The sequence below is a fragment of the Paenibacillus sp. FSL H8-0280 genome (assembly GCF_045040665.1).
GTDB classification, from domain to species: Bacteria; Bacillota; Bacilli; order Paenibacillales; family Paenibacillaceae; genus Paenibacillus; species Paenibacillus xylanexedens_A.
Genome location: NZ_CP150296.1, coordinates 2,149,489 through 2,169,319, shown reverse-complemented (window position 1 = coordinate 2,169,319; position 19,831 = coordinate 2,149,489). Strand labels below are relative to the sequence as shown.

At 49.1% G+C, this 19,831-nt stretch carries 12 protein-coding genes; all 12 read right to left on the bottom strand.

The window, feature by feature from the left end; translation table 11 throughout:
- Positions 1-139 precede the first annotated feature (139 nt).
- The 12 genes from MHI12_RS09750 to MHI12_RS09695 all read right to left on the bottom strand — a co-directional run bounded on the left by MHI12_RS09750 (position 140) and on the right by MHI12_RS09695 (position 19,794).
- Positions 140-2,107 carry a fructose-specific PTS transporter subunit EIIC gene (locus tag MHI12_RS09750; protein ID WP_405172259.1) on the bottom strand — a complete coding sequence of 656 codons (1,968 nt, stop codon included), beginning with the start codon at positions 2,105-2,107 and terminating at the stop codon, positions 140-142.
- Positions 2,108-2,196: 89 nt separating this feature from the next.
- Positions 2,197-3,108, bottom strand: a complete 912-nt coding sequence (gene pfkB, locus MHI12_RS09745) for a 1-phosphofructokinase (protein WP_341006753.1) — start codon at positions 3,106-3,108, stop codon at positions 2,197-2,199.
- Between the two features lie 2 nt (positions 3,109-3,110).
- Positions 3,111-3,857 carry a DeoR/GlpR family DNA-binding transcription regulator gene (locus MHI12_RS09740; RefSeq protein ID WP_017689448.1) on the bottom strand — a complete coding sequence of 249 codons (747 nt, stop codon included), beginning with the start codon at positions 3,855-3,857 and terminating at the stop codon, positions 3,111-3,113.
- A 251-nt stretch (positions 3,858-4,108) separates the two neighbouring features.
- On the bottom strand, positions 4,109-4,594 hold the full coding sequence (locus tag MHI12_RS09735) for a hypothetical protein (RefSeq protein WP_315936524.1): 486 nt from the start codon (positions 4,592-4,594) through the stop codon (positions 4,109-4,111).
- 133 nt (positions 4,595-4,727) lie between these two features.
- Positions 4,728-6,158 (bottom strand): NAD(P)-binding domain-containing protein, encoded by a 1,431-nt coding sequence (locus tag MHI12_RS09730; RefSeq protein WP_405172258.1) that lies wholly within the window; start codon positions 6,156-6,158, stop codon positions 4,728-4,730.
- 321 nt (positions 6,159-6,479) lie between these two features.
- Complete coding sequence (locus tag MHI12_RS09725; RefSeq protein WP_047842338.1) at positions 6,480-6,719, bottom strand: DUF896 domain-containing protein; 240 nt, start codon at positions 6,717-6,719, stop codon at positions 6,480-6,482.
- 111 nt (positions 6,720-6,830) lie between these two features.
- A complete protein-coding gene (locus tag MHI12_RS09720; protein ID WP_405172257.1) occupies positions 6,831-14,105 on the bottom strand; it encodes a hypothetical protein in 7,275 nt (2,424 codons plus the stop codon).
- Positions 14,106-14,455: 350 nt separating this feature from the next.
- Positions 14,456-15,415 carry an SDR family NAD(P)-dependent oxidoreductase gene (locus MHI12_RS09715; RefSeq protein ID WP_405172256.1) on the bottom strand — a complete coding sequence of 320 codons (960 nt, stop codon included), beginning with the start codon at positions 15,413-15,415 and terminating at the stop codon, positions 14,456-14,458.
- Positions 15,416-15,534: 119 nt separating this feature from the next.
- The gene (locus tag MHI12_RS09710; RefSeq protein ID WP_405172255.1) at positions 15,535-16,056 is read right to left on the bottom strand and encodes a TetR/AcrR family transcriptional regulator; all 522 of its coding nucleotides are present in this window, start codon (positions 16,054-16,056) and stop codon (positions 15,535-15,537) included.
- Between the two features lie 235 nt (positions 16,057-16,291).
- Entirely contained in the window at positions 16,292-17,071 is a 780-nt protein-coding gene (locus MHI12_RS09705; RefSeq protein ID WP_405172254.1) for a hypothetical protein, read from the bottom strand.
- A gap of 29 nt (positions 17,072-17,100) precedes the next feature.
- Positions 17,101-18,084, bottom strand: a complete 984-nt coding sequence (locus MHI12_RS09700) for an ABC transporter substrate-binding protein (protein WP_405172253.1) — start codon at positions 18,082-18,084, stop codon at positions 17,101-17,103.
- A gap of 108 nt (positions 18,085-18,192) precedes the next feature.
- Entirely contained in the window at positions 18,193-19,794 is a 1,602-nt protein-coding gene (locus MHI12_RS09695) for a helix-turn-helix domain-containing protein (RefSeq protein WP_405172252.1), read from the bottom strand.
- Positions 19,795-19,831: the final 37 nt, after the last annotated feature.

Below are 19,831 nucleotides of genomic sequence, written 5' to 3'. Positions count from 1 at the left end.
TATTTTACCACACATGAATGTAAAAGCTAAATAAGCATTTTACACAAATCCGGAGGCAACTTTTCACTACTTAACAAAAAAGCTGAAATAAAAAACATCCCCCAAGTGAATTTCACCCAGGAGATGTTTCTTATATTTGTTACTTCACAAGCGTTGGTGATTTCTTCCACAATCCCAGAATCAGACCGGAGATCACAGAACCAATCGCAACAGCAAGCAAGAACAACAGTGCGTGGTTCGCCAGTGCTGCAACAAAGATCCCGCCGTGCGGAGCTGGTACATTAATGCTCCACAGTTGTGTCAATCCGCCAGCAACAGCGGAACCCAGAATACAGGAAGTCAATACACGTAATGGATCAGCCGCAGCAAATGGAATTGCACCTTCTGTAATGAAAGAGAATCCAAGTACATAGTTAGTCAGGCCTGATTTGCGTTCTTGCTCTGTAAATTTGGATTTGAAGAATGTTGTTGCAAGTGCAATCGCCAGAGGAGGCACCATACCGCCTGCCATAACCGCTGCCATCCATGCACCGTCTGTGTTACCACTGGATGTGAATACCCCAATAGCGAATGTGTAAGCCGCTTTGTTGAACGGTCCACCCATATCGATGGACATCATACCGCCAAGCAGCAAGCCCAACAATACCGCATTACCTGTACCCAGATTACCCAATGCATCTACAAGCCATGTGTTCAGGGAACCAAAGATTGGATCAAAGACATAGAAACTGATGGCACCTACGATCAGCAAACCAAATACCGGATACAGCAAGATTGGTTTCAAGCCATCAATCGCTTTAGGCAATCCTTTGAACAACTTACGGAGACCAATAACTACATAACCCGCCAGGAAACCGGCAGCCAAACCACCAAGGAAACCGGCGTTTGAGTTAACCGCCATCAATCCACCGACCATACCAGGCATCAGGGCCGGGCGATCACCAATACTCATCGCGATAAATCCGGCAAGTACCGGAATCAGGAAGTGGAACGCACCTGTTCCGCCACCGATCGTTTGAAGCAATTGTACAATCGGATTCTCAGGGCTAGCGAGTTGCTCGAACAAGAAGGAGATTGCTAGCAGGATACCGCCACCTACAACGAATGGTAGCATATGCGAGATACCATTCATCAGATCTTTATAGATTTTGCTACCTACACTAATCTTACCAGTGCTTGCGCCCTCTTCCTTGGCATTTCCGCCTTGGCTGCGATAGATCGGTGCATCACCGTTAACGGCCTTGCGAATCAGCTCTTCGGATTTACGGATTCCATCACTCACCGGTCTTTGCAATACCGGTTTGCCATCGAAACGTGCCATCTCCACATTTTTGTCTGCGGCAACGATAACCCCTTTAGCACGAGCGATCTCATCAGCAGTGAGAACATTCTGCGCTCCTTCAGAGCCGTTTGTCTCTACGCGAATATTAATGCCCATTTCCTGAGCTTTCTTTTTAAGTGCATCTTCAGCCATAAACGTATGCGCTATCCCTGTTGGACAGGCTGTAACCGCAACAACAAAATCTTCCGAATTGGCATTACCAACAATCACACCAGAAGTATTCTGTTGCTGACCAGTAGTAGAAGTGGATCCGGCATTTGCTGCTTTTTCAGCTTTTGCTTTTTCTTTGGCTGCTTCCTTCTCAGCTGCTTCAGCCTGTTTGGCATCAAACAATGCACTAACTTCAGCAGGTGTATCTGTACTCATCAATTGTGAGATGAAATCGCTATCAATCAACAACCTGGAAAGAGCTGCAAGCGTACGCAGATGGGTATTACCTGCGCCTTCTGGAGCCGCAATCATGAAGAACACATGAGCTGGCTGATCATCCAACGCTTCAAAATCAAGCCCTTTTCTACTCTTGGCAAATACAACTGTTGGTTCGTTCACCGCTGTTGTTTTGGCATGTGGCATTGCAATTCCGCCACCGATACCTGTACTGGATTCAGCTTCTCTTTTATAGATCATTTCCTTGAACAGAACAGGATCATTAATTCGTCCGCTCCGGTTCAGGCTTGCAATTAGTTCATCAATAGCCTCATCTTTGGTTGTAGCTTGCAGGTCCATGATCATCGTTTCCTGGATCATCAAGTCTGTTATTCTCATCTTGGTACACTCCCTTAAGTTCAGTCGGCCTGCCTAGGCAGGCCTCACTACATTACAATTACAATGAAAACTTTTATATGATCGTTAGACTAGATCGTCGTAATGGTTACTTGATTGCGCAATTCATCAATCAGTTCTCGTGTTGCCAGATCATCCGAGAACGCAGTTGCGCTTCCAGATGCAACCCCTGTGCGGAAAGCTTCCAGCAAATCTCCGCTCTGTACATAGGTACCTACGAATCCGCCAATCATGGAGTCACCGGCACCAACCGAGTTTTTCACAGTGCCTTTTGGCACATTCGCATGATGAACTTCCGCTTTGGTAATGAATAGTGCACCCTCACCTGCCATGGAGATCAACACATGTTTAGCACCGGCTTCCAGCAACTTACGCCCGTATAACACCAGTTCCTCGCGAGTATTAATCGTTACACCGAACAGTTCAGCCAGTTCATGATGATTAGGCTTCACCAGCAATGGTGCATGTTCAAGAGCTTCCATTAACGCAGGGCCAGTTGTATCAATCACAAATTCGGCACCCGTTTGCTTGCATACTTTAATGAGACGATCATAAAAATCCGTTCCAAGTGAAGGCGGTACACTTCCGGAGAGAATGACAATATCTCCTTTTTCCAACGAAGACAATTTATGAAGCAACTGCTCCGCCTCTTCGGCACTGATTGCAGGTCCAAGACCATTAATCTCTGTCTCTTCTCCATGCTTCAGCTTGATGTTAATGCGAGTATCGTCTGCAATCGTAACAAAATCTGTCCGAATGTTATCTTCTTGCAACTTGTCATTAATGAAACGTCCTGTGAATCCACCAAGGAAACCAATAGCCGTGTTATCTGCTCCAAGTTGATTCAGTATGCGAGAGACATTAATGCCTTTGCCGCCAGGGAGCTTCAAATCCCGATTCATTCGATTCAATCCGCCAAGCTTCAGCTCATCCACTTCCACGATGTAATCAATGGACGGGTTAAGTGTTATCGTATATATCATCGTTATCCCTCAATTATTTTAGTTTTCTGGGCGATTCCAGGCCGCCAATGTTCTGGCATCTGCTCGGTAATCAAATCGGCCTCCTCCAAATCAAACAATTTGGCAAAAGTAATTTCCCCTATTTTGCTGGAATCAGCCAGCACATAAGATTTTCCCGACAATTGATGTGCACGCCTTTTAATCAAGGCTTCCTCCGGATCCGGTGTTGTATACCCCATTTCGGGATCAACTCCGTTGCTTCCAAGAAAACATTTATCAAAACGGAAATTATCCATGTTCTGTAATGCGATACTGCCAATGACTGCTTTTGTATGAATTTTCATCATACCTCCGAGCAAATAACTGCGAATACGCTTGCTTACCAAAGCTTCAACATGTGAAAGTCCATTGGTAACAACCGTTACGTCTTTAGCTTCAATAAAAGGAATCATGGCTAACGTTGTCGTTCCTGCATCCAGATAAATGCATTCGCCATTTTCGATCTCCTGTGCAGCCAAACGGGCAATCGTCGTTTTTTGTTGAATGTTTTTGAACGTTTTTTCTTCCATGCCCGGTTCCAGCGTTTTTTCATTCACCAGTGCGGCACCGCCGTGGATGCGTTTGAGCATCTGACGACTCTCCAGATCGATCAAGTCACGCCTAATCGTTGATTCAGAAGCACCTAACACATCAACAAGCTCTTGCAATTTCACAATTCCCTGTAAATGTAAGCGCTCTATAATTGCAGCATATCGTTCTTCAGTCAGCATCTTCATTCCTCCAACTGCTTCTATAGTATCATAAACTCCTCAAAAAACAACCACTTTCATTCAAAATAATTTAAAAACATTCAAAAGCCCGCATCTTTCGACTTATTTTCTTGTCCAATTGTCCCTTTCTCTCTTCATGTTTTTAAAGTTGGAATGCCGTGCCCTTCAAATCTCCATTAAAAATCCTGCAGCCTCCAGCGCTTGATGCGCGGCGTTGCAGGATTTTGCTTATCATGAAACCTTTATGGCGTTTATGACTCTACAACCATTGCATCCGGTTTGGGTTTAAGCCATTTTCCATCTTCATTAATAAAAGCCCCCTTGAATCGGCCCATCTCCAATTGTTCAATCAGCCTCTCCTCATCCATGACCAGAATCTCAGCGAGTTGCCCCGAGGTGTAATAATGAGCGGGATTGTAATCAAGCAGCACAGGAACAGACGTATCATATAGTTCTTTGATCAGATTCTCAAAGGAATGACGACCCAGGTTCTCCATGTCTCTATAAAACTGCAAATGTTGGGACACCATATTACGGAAAGATTTATTCTCCAGATGCATCCACAACGTATTGCAAGCCTGAACACTCATATGATTTTGTTCCACATCGTAAAATTGAACTTCTTCAATCTTCATGTATTTCTCTTGAAATGCAACGATCTTAATCAAAGGTACATTTCGTTTACGCGACGCTTTCTTCAAATGGGCTCTAAATTGTTCATAGTTCATTTCATTCATCTATTATCCCTGCCTTTAACATGTTCCAACCGACATTTTACAACAAATTAAAGGCAAGTGTAACCTTCTTCATATGAAAAACAAAAAAACGTGCAGCATCAGATGCCACACGTTCACAATATTATAGAGTGCGTTACTCAGCGAGGGCACCACTTTTCGCCCACGTAGCCGTAAATTCCTGTTCTTCATACGCATAAAATTGTTGTAAAATAACCTCTCGATCATCGAGAAACAATTGATCCGCTATGGCAGAGACCAGTTTCGGCACTGCACTCTTCGTTCCCGATATTGCCGATGCCGACAGACCACAGCTGGCAAGTGCAGAGTAGTTGAATACAAACAGTCCGTGCAACGGTCTCTCACCCTGTTCACTCCTGCTTGTCATTGCAAACCCGGAACTCAGGTATGGATGTGCGTCCAGCAACGCATTACGAAGCTCTGGCGGAGCCTGGTAACAGTCCTCCCAGCGTGCGATGTATGGCTCTACAAGCTTCAGTTCAGGACGGAGTGCCGGATCACTAAGCAGACCTGTGCTAATAATTAGAAAATCAAACTCATATGCTCCCTGTGCGGTATGCACAATCGCGCCTTGGTCCGTCGCTTCTACACTCAGCCATGGAGCGTTCAGATGCAGCTCGAAACCAGGCCAGGCTGCCGCACGATTAAACGTATCGTTGGTTGGCGGTTGATTGAATTTGAAGAAATGAGAGATCACTTCATATTTATCAGCAACCGGAAGAGCGTGGTATCGCTCGATCATACCGGATTGTTCCATCTGACGAATGGGATTAACACTAGGCAGTTGTTCCCGCCGTACAAATACATGAGCTTCCGCCACACCGGTGGCAAGCGCATAACTGGCATTATCGAATGCAGAAGCGCCGCCGCCAAGTACAGCAACCTTTTTACCTTTTAATTGATCAAAATCAATCGCTTCCGACGTATGGGCATACCGATCCCGAGGTAATCTATCCGCAATCATGGATGGCACATGCCACTCTCCACCACCTTGTATTCCCGTAGCAAACACTACTTTGCGAGCAAGTATAACATCCATCTGAGATCCAGCCTTGTTCACATGAAGTCGATGTATTCCGTTCTCCATAGGCTCAACCAGCGTCAATTCCACCTCATTAAGCACAGGCAGATTCAATACTTTCCGATACCAGCGTAAATAATTCATCCAGTCCCCACGCGGGATCTTATCTACCTCTTCCCAACCTTCGGGCCCAACCTGTGCTTCCCACCATGAGCGAAAGGTTAACGAGGGGATCCCCAGATCAATGGAGGTCAGATGCTTGGGTGTGCGCAAAGTTACCATACGCGCATAAGTCTCCCAAGGTCCTTCAAGCCCCGATGCATTCTCGTCAATGACAACAATATTGGAGATCCGTTCACGAAGAAGTCCAAATGCCGCCCCTAAACCACTCTGGCCTCCACCCACAATAACGACATCATAGACATGACCATCCGCATGTTCTCTTGGACGTACCCAGTTCGCGCCACCAAATGATAAATAATCCAGATCATTCTTCACACGTTCATTCAAAGCTTCCAGGCTCATGATTCATCAACCCTTTCGAGATACATATATGAACTAGTCTTTCTTTGATTATTTGATGTAAGTTTGTTGTCAGTTATATTGAGGAGAATTGTGCTTTTTCTTTGTATTTCTGAAATATATTAGCGTTATTATATGAGTTATCGGGGATGAATTGAAGTTTGCGGTAGCTTTATTGTCATCAACACTAAAAATATCTAACATGCTTGTTAATTCGCACGAAATACCTAACTGGATTATTAATGCAGTTCCTGCTGAGCGGATCATTTGCAGAAAAAAAAGACAGACCAAGATGTAACCTTGGTCTGTCTTTTTAAAGGAATGCTATTGGCCGGCTTGTTCACGGCGCTGCAATTTTTCGTTGGTTAATTTCTCAGGGGTCACATCATGACCCAGTGGGTCCACAACGGATACTGCCAGCATGGTTGTCAGTACCTGACCTCGAATGGCCTGTAAATATTGTTTTCTAAGCTCCTGCTGCTCGCTTTTTTCTGCTTTTGTCAAACCGACGCTGCTGCGTTGTTTTCGACTTAATTCGTTAATGCGTCCCAAAATAGGAATCATGAAATCCACCTCACTTGTTAGTCCACTTTCCAAAAGATATTTCGAATATCTTCAAACTAACTTATTACAACTTTACGAATTTGTCCATAGGCGCAATCCGTTGAGAGGTGTTTAGGTAATCTCATGCACAGACCACACAATGCCATTTGTAGCACCACTGCCCAGGTTCAATGTAATCGTCAACCCGTTTGCAGCATAGAACAGTCCAATCACATCTCCCGCATTTAATGCGACTTCTACTGCCAAAGTCACTGAACCACTTCCCAGCACTGCCCGCAGTGTGAGTAGCGTAATCGCGACATTTAGGACGGGCAACAAACCACTGACAAGTGTCGTTACCGTAGGGGATGTTCTCTGTACAAGAAAGGCTGGGTTAACGCCTGCACCCAGAGATAGAGCAATCGCTGCAGTCGTTGCATAATTGATCGTGGCCACAATGGAGTATCTTCCGGTTACCGGGACGGTATAGTTTCCTGTGGTTGCATTGAAGTTGGCATTACCGTAATAAGGAGCCGTGGTCGTCCAGTTGGTTAACTGAGTGCTGGTTGCTGTCGAAAGTGTAGCCAGGAAGGCCGAGAACCCTTGTGTTGCAAAGTTGGGCCCGGTTGCTCCTGTGATGCCTGTAACCCCAGTTGCACCTGTAGAACCAGTAGCTCCCGTAATGCCTGCTGTTCCGGTTATTCCTGTAACTCCTGTAGCTCCCGTTATTCCTGTTTCTCCAGTTGCTCCGGTCGCGCCAGTAATACCCGTGGTTCCTGCTGTTCCAGTCGCGCCGGTTGGTCCCGTTACACCTGTCGGGCCGGTTACGCCTGTTACACCCGTCTCTCCTGTAATACCCGTGGTTCCTGTTGCTCCAGTCGTACCTGTTGTACCCGTAACACCAGTTACGCCAGTTGTGCCGGTTATGCCAGTGGCACCAGTCGCGCCGGTTACGCCTGTAACTCCCGTAGTTCCCGTTGCTCCAGTAGCCCCGGTGGGTCCCGTCACACCAGTCGTACCTGTGACCCCTGTTAGACCCGTCTCACCAGTTTGGCCAGTTGTGCCGGTGGCACCTGTAGCACCAGTCGTACCTGTGACTCCGGTTATGCCAGTCGCACCAGTGGATCCGGTTGGTCCTGTCGTGCCGGTAACGCCTGTTGCACCCGTCTCTCCAGTCGAGCCGGTTACGCCAGTAACTCCCGTAGATCCGGTCGCACCAGTTGGTCCTGCCGTGCCGGTTATTCCAGTGGCACCGGTTGGTCCCGTTACACCTGTCGTACCGGTAGCGCCTGTTACACCCGTCTCTCCTATAATGCCCGTGGTTCCTGTTGCTCCAGTAGCCCCGGTGGGCCCCGTCACACCAGTCGTACCGGTAGCGCCTGTTACACCCGTCTCTCCTGTGGCACCAGTTGCTCCCGTCGTTCCAGTAAATCCTGTATTACCTGTAACCCCAGTAATTCCAGTAGCACCAGTCGGCCCGGTTACGCCAGTTATTCCTGTGGAACCCGTACTCCCCGTTGCTCCTGTAACTCCAGTCGTACCTGTGACTCCGGTTATGCCAGTCGCACCAGTGGCTCCAGTTAATCCCGTAACACCAGTTGGACCAGTAATTCCTGTTAGACCTGTGATGCCAGTTGTTCCCGTCACACCAGTAGCTCCCGTAGTACCCGTACTTCCCGTTGCTCCAGTCGTACCTGTTGTACCCGTAACTCCAGTTAAGCCAGTCGCACCGGTTGGTCCTGTGAGCCCTGTTTCTCCAGTTGATCCCGTCACACCAGTCGTACCTGTCACCCCTGTTGGACCTGTAGCTCCAGTAGTTCCGGTTGCACCAGTAATTCCTGTGGCTCCTGTTACACCAGTAACTCCCGTGATACCCGTTGCACCAATCGTACCTGTTGGTCCTGTTTCACCGGTGACCCCGGTTATGCCACTAACTCCGGTTGCACCTGTAACACCAGTTGTTCCCGTCGCACCCGTACTTCCAGTTATACCTGTTAGCCCTGTCTCTCCTGTTGGGCCAGTCAAACCGGTAGATCCCGTTGCACCTGTAGCCCCGGTGGCACCAGTGACTCCTGTTAGCCCAGTTGCACCAGTTGTTCCGGTTGCGCCGGTTACTCCCGCGGCACCTGTACTTCCTGTTTCTCCAGTCGCACCAGTAGGACCTGTAATACCAATTGCACCAGTTGTGCCCGTCGGTCCTGTTTCACCAGTTGGGCCAGTCGAACCTGTAATTCCCGTTTCTCCAGTTGCACCGGTCGGTCCCGTCACACCTGTCGTACCTGTGACCCCTGTTGGACCTGTAGCTCCAGTAATTCCGGTTGCACCAGTAATTCCTGTGGCTCCTGTGCTCCCAGTTAGACCCGTCTCTCCAGTGACGCCTGTTGCTCCGGTAATACCAGTTGAACCAGTAGACCCGGTGAGTCCTGTCGCGCCAGTTATACCAGTAATTCCTGTTGTGCCACTACCTCCAGTTGCACCTGTAACACCAGTTGTTCCCATCGCGCCCGTACTTCCAGTAGTTCCAGTTATACCTGTCAGTCCTATCTCTCCTGTTGGACCAGTCGAACCAGTAGAGCCTGTTACACCTGTGACTCCAGTTACACCAGTTGCTCCGGTTACTCCCGCAATACCAGTTGTTCCCGTTACGCCAGTTAAACCAGTCGTGCCTGTTGGTCCTGTTTCACCAGTTGGGCCAATCGAACCGGTAGGGCCCGTTACACCTGTGTTTCCTGTTAGACCGGTCTCCCCAGTAACACCAGGGGCCCCGGTCGCTCCCGTCAGTCCTGTGAACCCTGTTTCTCCAGTAACACCTGTCGTTCCGGTTACGCCAGTCACTCCCGAGATACCTGTAATTCCGGTTGCTCCTGTCGCCCCAGTCGATCCCGTCGGTCCCGTCGCGCCTGTGAATCCTGTTAGACCCGTTTCCCCAGTGACACCAGTCAGTCCAGTAGCTCCGGTCACGCCTGTGATACCCGTGGTTCCAGTAATTCCAGTTGCACCGTTCAGTCCCGTCACACCAGTCGGACCTGTGACCCCGGTTAACCCCGTCTCTCCTGTAGGGCCAGTCGAACCGGTAGGGCCCGTTACACCTGTGGCCCCAGTTATACCCGTTTCCCCGGTGACACCAGTGACTCCTGTTAGACCCGACTCTCCAGTGACACCAGTTGTTCCGGTTACTCCCGTTACTCCCGTAATACCAGTTGGTCCCGTTACGCCAGTTAAACCAGTCGTGCCTGTTGGTCCTGTTTCACCAGTTGGGCCAATCGAACCGGTAGGGCCCGTTACACCTGTGTTTCCTGTTAGACCGGTCTCCCCAGTAACACCAGGGGCCCCGGTCGCTCCCGTCAGTCCTGTGAACCCTGTTTCTCCAGTAACACCTGTCGTTCCGGTTACGCCAGTCACTCCCGAGATACCTGTAATTCCGGTTGCTCCTGTCGCCCCAGTCGATCCCGTCGGTCCCGTCGCGCCTGTGAATCCTGTTAGACCCGTTTCCCCAGTGACACCAGTCAGTCCAGTAGCTCCGGTCACGCCTATGATACCCGTGGTTCCAGTAATTCCAGTTTCTCCAGTTGCACCGTTCAGTCCCGTCACACCAGTCGGACCTGTGACCCCGGTTAACCCCGTCTCTCCTGTAGGGCCAGTCGAACCGGTAGGGCCCGTTACACCTGTGGCCCCAGTTATACCCGTTTCCCCGGTGACACCAGTGACTCCTGTTAGACCCGACTCTCCAGTGACACCTGTTGTTCCGGTTACTCCCGTGGCACCTGTACTTCCTGTTGCTCCAGTGGCACCTGTTGGGCCCGTTACACCATCTGTACCCGTGGTTCCGGTAATACCAGTTAGTCCAGTTGCACCTGTACCTCCTGTTAAACCCGTCTCTCCAGTGACACCTGTTGCTCCGGTTACTCCCGTTACACCAGTCGTACCTGTGACCCCTGTTGGACCTGTATCTCCAGTAGCTCCGGTTGCTCCAGTAGGACCAGTAACTCCAGTTATTCCTGTTTCACCTGTTGGACCCGTAAATCCGGTGTCACCCGTTGGTCCTGTATTTCCCGTCAGACCTGTTGCTCCGGTCTCTCCAGTGAGGCCTGTTGCTCCGGTCACACCAATTGTACCCGTAACGCCAGTTAAGCCAGTCGAACCGGTTGGCCCTGTTTCGCCGGTGACCCCGGTTATGCCAGTAGCTCCGGTATTACCAGTTGAACCAGTAGCCCCGGTGACACCAGTGACACCAGTGACTCCTGTTAGCCCAGTTGCACCAGTTGTTCCGGTTGCGCCGGTTACTCCCGTGGCACCTGTAATTCCTGTTTCTCCAGTCGCACCAGTAGGACCTGTAATACCAGTTGCACCTGTCCCCCCTGTTAGACCCGTATCTCCAGTGACACCTGTTGCTCCGGTTACTCCTGTAATTCCTGTAGCTCCAGTACCTCCTGTAATACCCGTGGTTCCGGTAATGCCAGTTGTACCTGTAATTCCAGTTTCTCCAGTTGCACCGTTCAGTCCCGTCACACCAGTCGGACCTGTGACCCCGGTTAACCCCGTCTCTCCTGTAGGGCCAGTCGAACCGGTAGGGCCCGTTACACCTGTGGCCCCAGTTATACCCGTTTCCCCGGTGACACCAGTGACTCCTGTTAGACCGGTCTCCCCAGTAACACCAGTGGCCCCGGTCGTTCCCGCAATCCCTGTAGCTCCGGTACCTCCTGTGACACCCGTGGTTCCGGTAATACCAGTTAGTCCAGCCGCACCTGTAATTCCCGTTGCCCCAGTTGCACCGGTCGGTCCCGTCACACCAGTCGTACCTGTGACCCCTGTTGAACCTGTATCTCCAGTAGCTCCGGTTGCTCCAGTAGGACCAGTAACTCCAGTTATTCCTGTTTCACCTGTTGGACCCGTAAATCCGGTGTCACCCGTTGGTCCTGTATTTCCCGTCAGACCTGTAGCTCCAGTCTCTCCAGTGAGGCCTGTTGCTCCGGTCACACCAATTGTACCCGTAACGCCAGTTAAGCCAGTTGTGCCGGTTGGCCCTGTTTCGCCGGTGACCCCGGTTATGCCCGTAGCTCCGGTATTACCAGTTGAACCAGTAACCCCGGTGAGTCCTGTCACTCCAGTTACACCAGCAATTCCTGTTGTGCCACTAACTCCGGTTGCACCTGTAACACCAGTTGTTCCTGTCGCGCCCGTACTTCCAGGAGCTCCAGTTATACCTGTTAGTCCTGTCTCTCCTGTTGGGCCAGTCGAACCGGTTGAGCCCGTTACACCTGTAGTCCCAGTTAGACCCGTTTCTCCGGTGACACCTGTGACTCCTGTTTCTCCAGTCGCACCTGTTGGGCCAGTTACACCAGCTGTACCCGTGGTTCCTGTGATACCAGTCGCACCAGTGGCTCCGGTCACGCCTGTGATACCCGTGTTTCCGGTAATACCAGTTGGTCCAGCCGCACCCGTAGGACCTGTAATACCAGTTGCACCTGTACCTCCTGTTAGACCCGTCTCCCCAGTGACACCAGTCAGTCCGGTAGCTCCGGTAATTCCTGTTGTGCCACTAACTCCGGTTGCACCTGAAATCCCCGTTTCTCCAGTTGCGCCAGTTGATCCCGTCACACCTGTCGTTCCTGTGACCCCTGTTTGACCTGTATCTCCAGTAATTCCTGTGGCTCCTGTTACACCAGTATTGCCGGTTATGCCTGTAACTCCCGTAGTACCAGTCGTACCTGTTATGCCAGTAACGCCGGTTGTACCTGTACTTCCCGTTGCCCCTATCGCTCCAGTAGATCCTGTAGCACCTGTAACTCCGGTGGTACCCGTTGCTCCAGTAGCCCCGGTCGGTCCTGTCACACCTGTCGTGCCGGTGTTCCCAGTTAGACCCGTCTCTCCAGTGGCACCAGTTGCTCCGGTAATGCCAGTTATTCCTGTGGTACCGGTATTTCCCGTTACTCCTGTATCCCCAGTGGGTCCTGACACACCAGTCGTACCTGTGATACCGGTAGTGCCAATAGCACCAGTTGCTCCAGTAATTCCCGTGAGGCCTGTAATTCCAGTAGAACCGGTTACACCCGTGGTACCCGTAACGCCAGTTAATCCGGTCGTACCTGTAACTCCTGTCAGCCCCGCCTCACCAGTACTTCCTGTCGCTCCGGTGAATCCTGTCAAACCAGTCGTGCCGGTCGCACCTGTACTACCCGTAAATCCAGTAATCCCTGAAGCACCAGTATTTCCAGTAACGCCAGTGATGCCTGTCGTGCCTGTTTCGCCGGTTGCTCCCGTCACACCAGTTAATCCAGTTGCCCCCGTAGTACCTGTTGTTCCAGAAGTACCAGTGCTTCCTGTAACTCCAGTCTCACCCGTAATACCTGTTAGACCCGTCTCTCCAGTGACGCCAGTCGCTCCGGTCGCACCAGTAAATCCTGTCGTTCCTGTGTTGCCTGTTTCTCCAGTAGTACCAGTTGCGCCAGTTAAGCCAGTCGTGCCAGTGACACCAGTTGGACCTGTGACTCCTGTTAGCCCCGTCTCACCAGTACTTCCAGTAGATCCGGTTACACCCGTAATTCCAGTAACTCCCGAAGACCCAATCCCCCCAGTGGCACCAGTTGCGCCAATCGCACCTGTTATCCCTGTCGTGCCGGTTATGCCAGCATTTCCAGTTGGACCCGTACTTCCCGTTGCTCCTATTGCCCCAGTAAATCCTGTAGCGCCTGTAACTCCGGTGATACCTGTCTCACCGGTTGGGCCGGTCGCGCCCGTAGTACCTGTCGTTCCCGTTACGCCACTGTTACCTGTGGTTCCAGTAATACCAGTTGCTCCGGACGGGCCTGTGATTCCAATTTCGCCAGTACTTCCCGTTAATCCAGTCGCACCTGTAATACCTATTAGACCCGTCGCTCCGGTTGGTCCAGTCGCTCCAGTCACTCCCGTGAATCCTGTTTCACCAGTAGATCCCGTTAGTCCCATCACACCAATCCCAGTTGGACCAGTTGCTCCAGTGAACCCGGTAGCCCCAGCTAATCCTGCAACTCCAGTTGGACCTGTAAAGCCGGTTATACCGGTATTTCCTGTAGCACCGGTCACGCCTGTAACACCAAATCCGGTAATTCCAGTTGCGCCAGTTGTTCCTGTGACTCCAGTTGATCCAGTGCCAGTCGCACCTGTCACTCCTGTGCTTCCTGTAGATCCAGTTGCTCCCGACTCACCCGTTGGACCGGTCGGACCTGTAAATCCTGTAGTTCCAGTCACACCTGTGGTTCCCGTCAGTCCGGTAGCTGCTGTTGCACCTGTGACTCCAGTTATTCCGGTACTTCCCGTGGTTCCAGTTACTCCGGTCCGTCCTGTTAAAATGGTTGCTCCCCATATGCTGGGATACCCAGGGTCTCCGGTTAACCCCGTAGCACCTGTTGCTCCTGTGAATCCTCTCATTCCTTGATAACCCCGTGGGCCGCGAAGGAAAGGAATCCTGTGACTTTTCTTTTTTTTGCATTTACGTCTGCTTTTCTTACAAGACTTACTCTTCTTCTTTGGGATAGAGTGCTTTTTTGATTTTTTTGCTTTCCGTTTACCTGTACTGATTGAGGAAATTTTGCGTTTCCTTTTGGATATACCGCTCACAAGAGAATCCCCCCTCCTTGTACACCACGTCAAATCCCCGCATTTTACAATAGTACACTCTATGCCCTGGACTAGCTTTGTGCGCCCCTGTTCAATATACCTATAAAACCTTCACAGTTAGTGATCAATCAATTACTTTTCTCCGAAAAATATATTCCCCTCTACTCCCCCTGCAACTCCAACTCCTTAATCGTCAACGCAATTCCTTCTTCAAAAGATGTTGCCACAACCGGGCCAATCCGTTCCTCATACTTCTGTCTACTCAAGATCAGGGGTTCCTCGGTCAGATATAACATTTCTACAATTTCTTTCATAACGGGTACACCTAGTCCAATCACCGACAATCCCACTTTTCCTAATGTCATCACAGGTTTTCTTCTCCCCGCAGCCTTCTGTGCCATACGCACAATCTCATGACCCGAGATGATCCCCGATCCAGGAATGTTCCAGTTCTGTCCATACGTCGTATCTCTGCTTGCCAGCTCCACTACCATGACCGCAGCATCCGGCAAATAAATATACTCTCTCGGTACCTTCATATTCCCGATAAAAAAAGCCATCTTACCTTTTGCTATCGCTTCAAGCGTTGAACCCAGATAGGAAGCTTGATTGGCCGTTGGGCCATAGTAATCTGGCAAACGAACGATCATCACCTGAGCTCTGCTCCATCTTGTGCTGAATAACATCTGTTCATAGGCAAATCGTGTCTTGCCTTTGCGGGTATGTGGCTGCTTCGGATGTTCTTCTGTTACCTCGTTCATTTGTCTTCTGCCATAGGGGTAGATTCCATCTATTACAACCACGTTCAGCCCCAAGTGTTCTGCCGCCGCCATCACGGATTCGCCAAGCGGAATAAGCCTACTCCCCATCTCGTTATACGGGACGTTCGCACAATGAAACATGACATCCGCTTCCTGGGAAGCAACGATAATATCATCCGACCGAAATGCATCTCCCACTGCGATTTGCAGGTGATCTGGCGATCCCAACTTTACCGCAAGTTGCTCCAGTTTTTGACGGGTGCGCCCAAATGCAATCGTAGAAATTCCTCGTTTAATCAATTCCTCCGTAATTGCTGCACCTGTTCCACCTGTGGCTCCAATAACAATAGCTTTTTTCATCGTAGATCGACCTCTTTCATCCATTTAGTTATTGATCGATTACTTACCTGAAAACAATATAAACCAGAATTAGTGATTGATCAATAACTAAAATATAAAAAGGGACTTTACCTCCCTCTCTATCGTTCCTTCAGCTCCGGCATATCCAGTGCATTAGATACATTACACAACATCCCGATTGCCAGAAAAATCATGGTTCTTTTCAGCGGTTCAGCAATTCCTGCAACGGTGAAAGCTTCCAGTACCATACTTCGTACATCACTAATGCCTTTTTGCATCGCCTGACGAATGACTTCTTCCCGGATCGTTTGCGCCTGCATCTGAAGCAATATTTCGCTCTTGTGCGATTCCAGAATCTTATCATAGGCTTCAATGAGATCACTCTCTAACTGATCTGGTGTCGCCGTCTCCACCACAATTCGAAACGAATCAATCACCCGTGTCCATGAGACCTCAATTGCAGTTAATAATAAAGCTTCTTTTGTTTTGAAAAAACGAAATATATACGGCTGTGAGATCTGTGCCCGTTCAGCCACCTGGGCTGTAGTCGCACGATAATAGCCAATTTCCGCGAAGACGTCAATTGCTGCAGAGATAATATCATTTCGCCGGTTAACCGACGCTGCTGCATCCTTTGCCATGATAATCCGCCCTCCAATAGTTAGTGATTAATTGATCAATAGCTTGAAGTATAACGAATACTATCCCTCAATGCAAAGGTATCGTGAACTTGTACAAAGCCAACAAACCCGCAGACGCTGGCTCAAGCCGCTGCAGGTTGTGTAGCTTGTCAATCATAGATTCTATCCACTGGAAACCGAAGAGAACATGGATTGTCTGAAACTGATTCGTACCATGCGGTACAAGAGTGTCTGTTCACTGCTGGAGAAGTTTACGCAATCGGGATTCCGAATCCAGCTTCGGACAACTATTACAATACCCATGTGTATGACTTCCGTTTCCAACCAGATAAGCCAAACAACAATATCGGCGTAGCAGGAACGGAGGTCCCTGCCACCCGGAATGTTCGAAGCACTGCAGCTCATTGGCAAATGTACATGCATTATCGTTTTGCCGATCCAGCCAGAGGCTCTGATCTTCTTGAATCTTTGCAAGCCGTTCATCTGTCTTCCAAATGCTCTGATCATTGATCATACGTGCATACAATTGTTGCACATTATGGGCAACGAGAGACCACATGACCTTATCGCTCGCTCTTGTAGCGACGGCTACCGCTCGCAGGACAGGTTCCAGATGTAGCAGCAATCTTTTCTTGAGCAAGCCACTCTCTGACCTGCGCTGAACAGGATCTTCACCCTTCAGAGAGGTTCTCTCCAGCAGAGTCTCATATCGCATGCCACCTGCACCATTCAATTCAAACCGCACATCATCGTCTGCAACGCTAAGTATAGTATCGTATAGACTGAATGCTGAAATTACGGACATCACGAATACGGAGTAACGTTTGGCAAAAAGTGTACCGACGGCCGCACTTCCTCTTCCGCCCAATTGAAGCCCTTGCTGCATAGCCTGTTCACGCAATATCAAGTTTCGTTTCTCTTCATTCAGCAGATCTTTCACATGGAAAGGATACTTGGAATCATCACAAGTCGCTTGGATCGTCGTCACAAAAAATTGCTGTAACACTTCCGACATCTCTGAATAATCATGTCTTGGATAATGTCTCATCTATTAATCATGTCTTCAACTTCGTTGATAATCTCGCTTCGCCCAATTGCTCCCCAGCCCTTAAACAACCAGAACGAATCTGTCGTATAGACCTGGTCTGCACCAACAGCCGGTACTGCCTTCCAGAGTGAGCTTGCGTTGATGTTGTTTACATACTCATCGGCATTCGGGTCAATCTCCAGAACTACGAAATCAGCATCCACATCTGCAATTTTCTCCATGGACAGGTCCTCACGTTGTTCGGCAGGTGTCACAGTCGTTGGCACAAATCCAAGATCATGATACAAAAGTGTGTTGGTTGGATGTCCTTTTGCCGCGTATATTTGCAAGGTCTTCTCTCTTACACGCAGATAAGCCAACTTTTTTTGATCCAGTTGTTCGATCTTCGCTTTTAGTTGCTTCGCCTGCTGTTCTACCTCGGCTATCTTTTCTTTTGCCAGATCCACTTTGTTGTACATCCCGGCAATAGTCAACAGATCCTGTGTCCAATATGTTGAATCATCTTCATAATCCAGCCATTCGGTACCAAGTACAATCGTTGGAGCGATTTTCTCCAACTGTTCATACGTACTCTCCGCAGTTCGACTCTCAATAACGATGACATCCGGATCAATCTGAAGGATAGCCTCCAGGTTAGGACTGTCTGCCGACCCTACCGTTGGAACACCAGTAAGCTGATCTGCAAGGTAAGGCAAATAATCTCCTTCGTAACGAACTTCAACATTAACGCCTGCTGGTTTCTCACCAATCGTCAACATGTGATCGATGTAAGCAGCAGACAATACCACCATACGCTCTATTTTTTGCGGTACAACCGCTGTTCCTTTAAGATGCTCAATCGTTTGTGTACCACTCTCTTCCACAGGTGTATCCTGTTGCGGAGGCGTTGCTTCTGTTACTTCTGATGCCTTGCTACATGCCGTCAGAACGAGCACAAGCAGAGCCAACAGTATCATCGTTGCTGCTCTCTGTCTTACCATTTGTAGTAAATCCCCTCTACTATTTAATAATAATAATCATTATCACTATAGTAGGGAAAAGCATACAGGCTTACCATGGATTATTCCACTCTCTTCTCTTGCACAATATCACCGTAAGGTAACCCCAAGTTGCTCTGCCACATATCGCATGGCCCACATGCGTCCGGTGGGACCCAGCGTTTTGAAGAAAATATCTCCTGCATTATATACATGGCCTTCTTGAACAGCCTTTAATGCCAACCATGCACTGGATTGCTGCAATTGCCCCAGTTGAGCACGTGCCTCTTCTGTCGGGTCGACCATTACAAACACATGATCCGCGTCGTATAACTGCAAATCGCAAACTTTGCTCTCTACAGCCCACTGTTGTTCCGGAAAATCATGAGGCAAATAAAATCCCAGATCATCATACAATAGGGCCCCTGTCTGGTTGTTCAATCCATACATTCGGTAGAAATGAGAAGTCACCCGGATGAACATGGCACTCTGTTTCCCCCACCTCGATTGAATGCGTCCTCGAAGAACCCAGCTCAGTTCAGCATGTTGTTCTATCCACTGTACAGCCTGTTCGGTGCGACCCATAATGTCCGCCATATACAGAAGCCTCTCGCCAAAATGGTTGGTGTGCTCCAGCATGGTGGTAGGCGCGATACGATTCAGGGAGTCATTTCGCTCCAAACGATCACTTGTAATGATGAGATCCGGTTGGACTCGCCTCAAATCATCATAGTTCTGATTGAAGCTATCTAGGATAAGTCCCTGATGACTGTGTGCCTGAAGCGCAGGTATGGCAACATGACGAGCCACCCTCTGACCATAGGACAAAGCGGATACTGGCCTCAAACCGAGCGTTATCACATAATCGTCCAACCCGTAATACAAGGTGGCAATGCGATTTACTTTATTTTTCATATACAACGTTGGGGCGATACCTTCGTTTTTCTTGAAAACTCTGCTGAAATAGTGCTCGTCCTTATAACCCACTTGCTCCGCAATTTCCTTGATTTTATCTGAAGAAAATAACAGCTGCTTGGCCTTTGCCATACGTAGTTTCAGTATATATTCAATCGGGGTCATATTTAATTGCCGTTTGAATGTTCTTATAAAATGATTCACACTAAGCCCTGCCATGCGGGCCATCTGATCAATCCGAATGTCTTCCATATACTGATGCGTCATATAATCAAGTGCCAAATCCATCCCCGCTACAGGGGGAGTTGCTTCTTTCACGTGCATCATTAACTGAATCAACAACTGATGCAAAAGATGTTTCATACGCGTCTTTTCCAGACTCGTAAACGAGTGTTTTCCACTCATCAGGGTATCCATCATCTCCTGAATATCACGTGTATTGGAAGGAACATTAAGTTTGCCCGTCACAGGGAGATTCAATGCCTCGGTATCCCAAGCATTCTTACGCCGGGTAAGTATAACACAGGAAAATAAAATGATCTGATATCGGACAGGTGCTTCCATATCCGTCTGAAACTCCACATGCATTCCTGGCTTCAACAAAAACCACTCGTCTTGAGATATCGTATGTACAATGTTATCCATAGACAAAGATCCCTTGCCAGCGATGACCCTGCAAATGGCGAACCTTTTCCAGATCCGATGATGAACAGCCCCCGGATTGCTAGAGTAATGGCAGACGTGGACAGCAGAGAAATGTAGTCGCTCCAGTTGTTTGATCCAATCATTTTCCTCCATGCTCACGTTCCCTCCCTGTTCTGATCCGATTCTATGT

Excerpts from the sequence above, each read along its gene's own strand:
- MHI12_RS09735 (WP_315936524.1), bottom strand. The coding sequence starts at position 4,594 with ATGAATGAAATGAACTATGAACAATTTAGAGCCCATTTGAAGAAAGCG.
- pfkB (WP_341006753.1), bottom strand. The coding sequence starts at position 3,108 with ATGATATATACGATAACACTTAACCCGTCCATTGATTACATCGTGGAA.
- MHI12_RS09695 (WP_405172252.1), bottom strand. The coding sequence starts at position 19,794 with ATGGAGGAAAATGATTGGATCAAACAACTGGAGCGACTACATTTCTCT.
- MHI12_RS09710 (WP_405172255.1), bottom strand. The coding sequence starts at position 16,056 with ATGGCAAAGGATGCAGCAGCGTCGGTTAACCGGCGAAATGATATTATC.
- MHI12_RS09730 (WP_405172258.1), bottom strand. The coding sequence starts at position 6,158 with ATGAGCCTGGAAGCTTTGAATGAACGTGTGAAGAATGATCTGGATTAT.
- MHI12_RS09705 (WP_405172254.1), bottom strand. The coding sequence starts at position 17,071 with ATGTCGGAAGTGTTACAGCAATTTTTTGTGACGACGATCCAAGCGACT.
- MHI12_RS09700 (WP_405172253.1), bottom strand. The coding sequence starts at position 18,084 with ATGGTAAGACAGAGAGCAGCAACGATGATACTGTTGGCTCTGCTTGTG.
- MHI12_RS09750 (WP_405172259.1), bottom strand. The coding sequence starts at position 2,107 with ATGAGAATAACAGACTTGATGATCCAGGAAACGATGATCATGGACCTG.
- MHI12_RS09720 (WP_405172257.1), bottom strand. The coding sequence starts at position 14,105 with ATGAGAGGATTCACAGGAGCAACAGGTGCTACGGGGTTAACCGGAGAC.
- MHI12_RS09725 (WP_047842338.1), bottom strand. The coding sequence starts at position 6,719 with ATGATTCCTATTTTGGGACGCATTAACGAATTAAGTCGAAAACAACGC.
- MHI12_RS09740 (WP_017689448.1), bottom strand. The coding sequence starts at position 3,857 with ATGCTGACTGAAGAACGATATGCTGCAATTATAGAGCGCTTACATTTA.
- MHI12_RS09715 (WP_405172256.1), bottom strand. The coding sequence starts at position 15,415 with ATGAAAAAAGCTATTGTTATTGGAGCCACAGGTGGAACAGGTGCAGCA.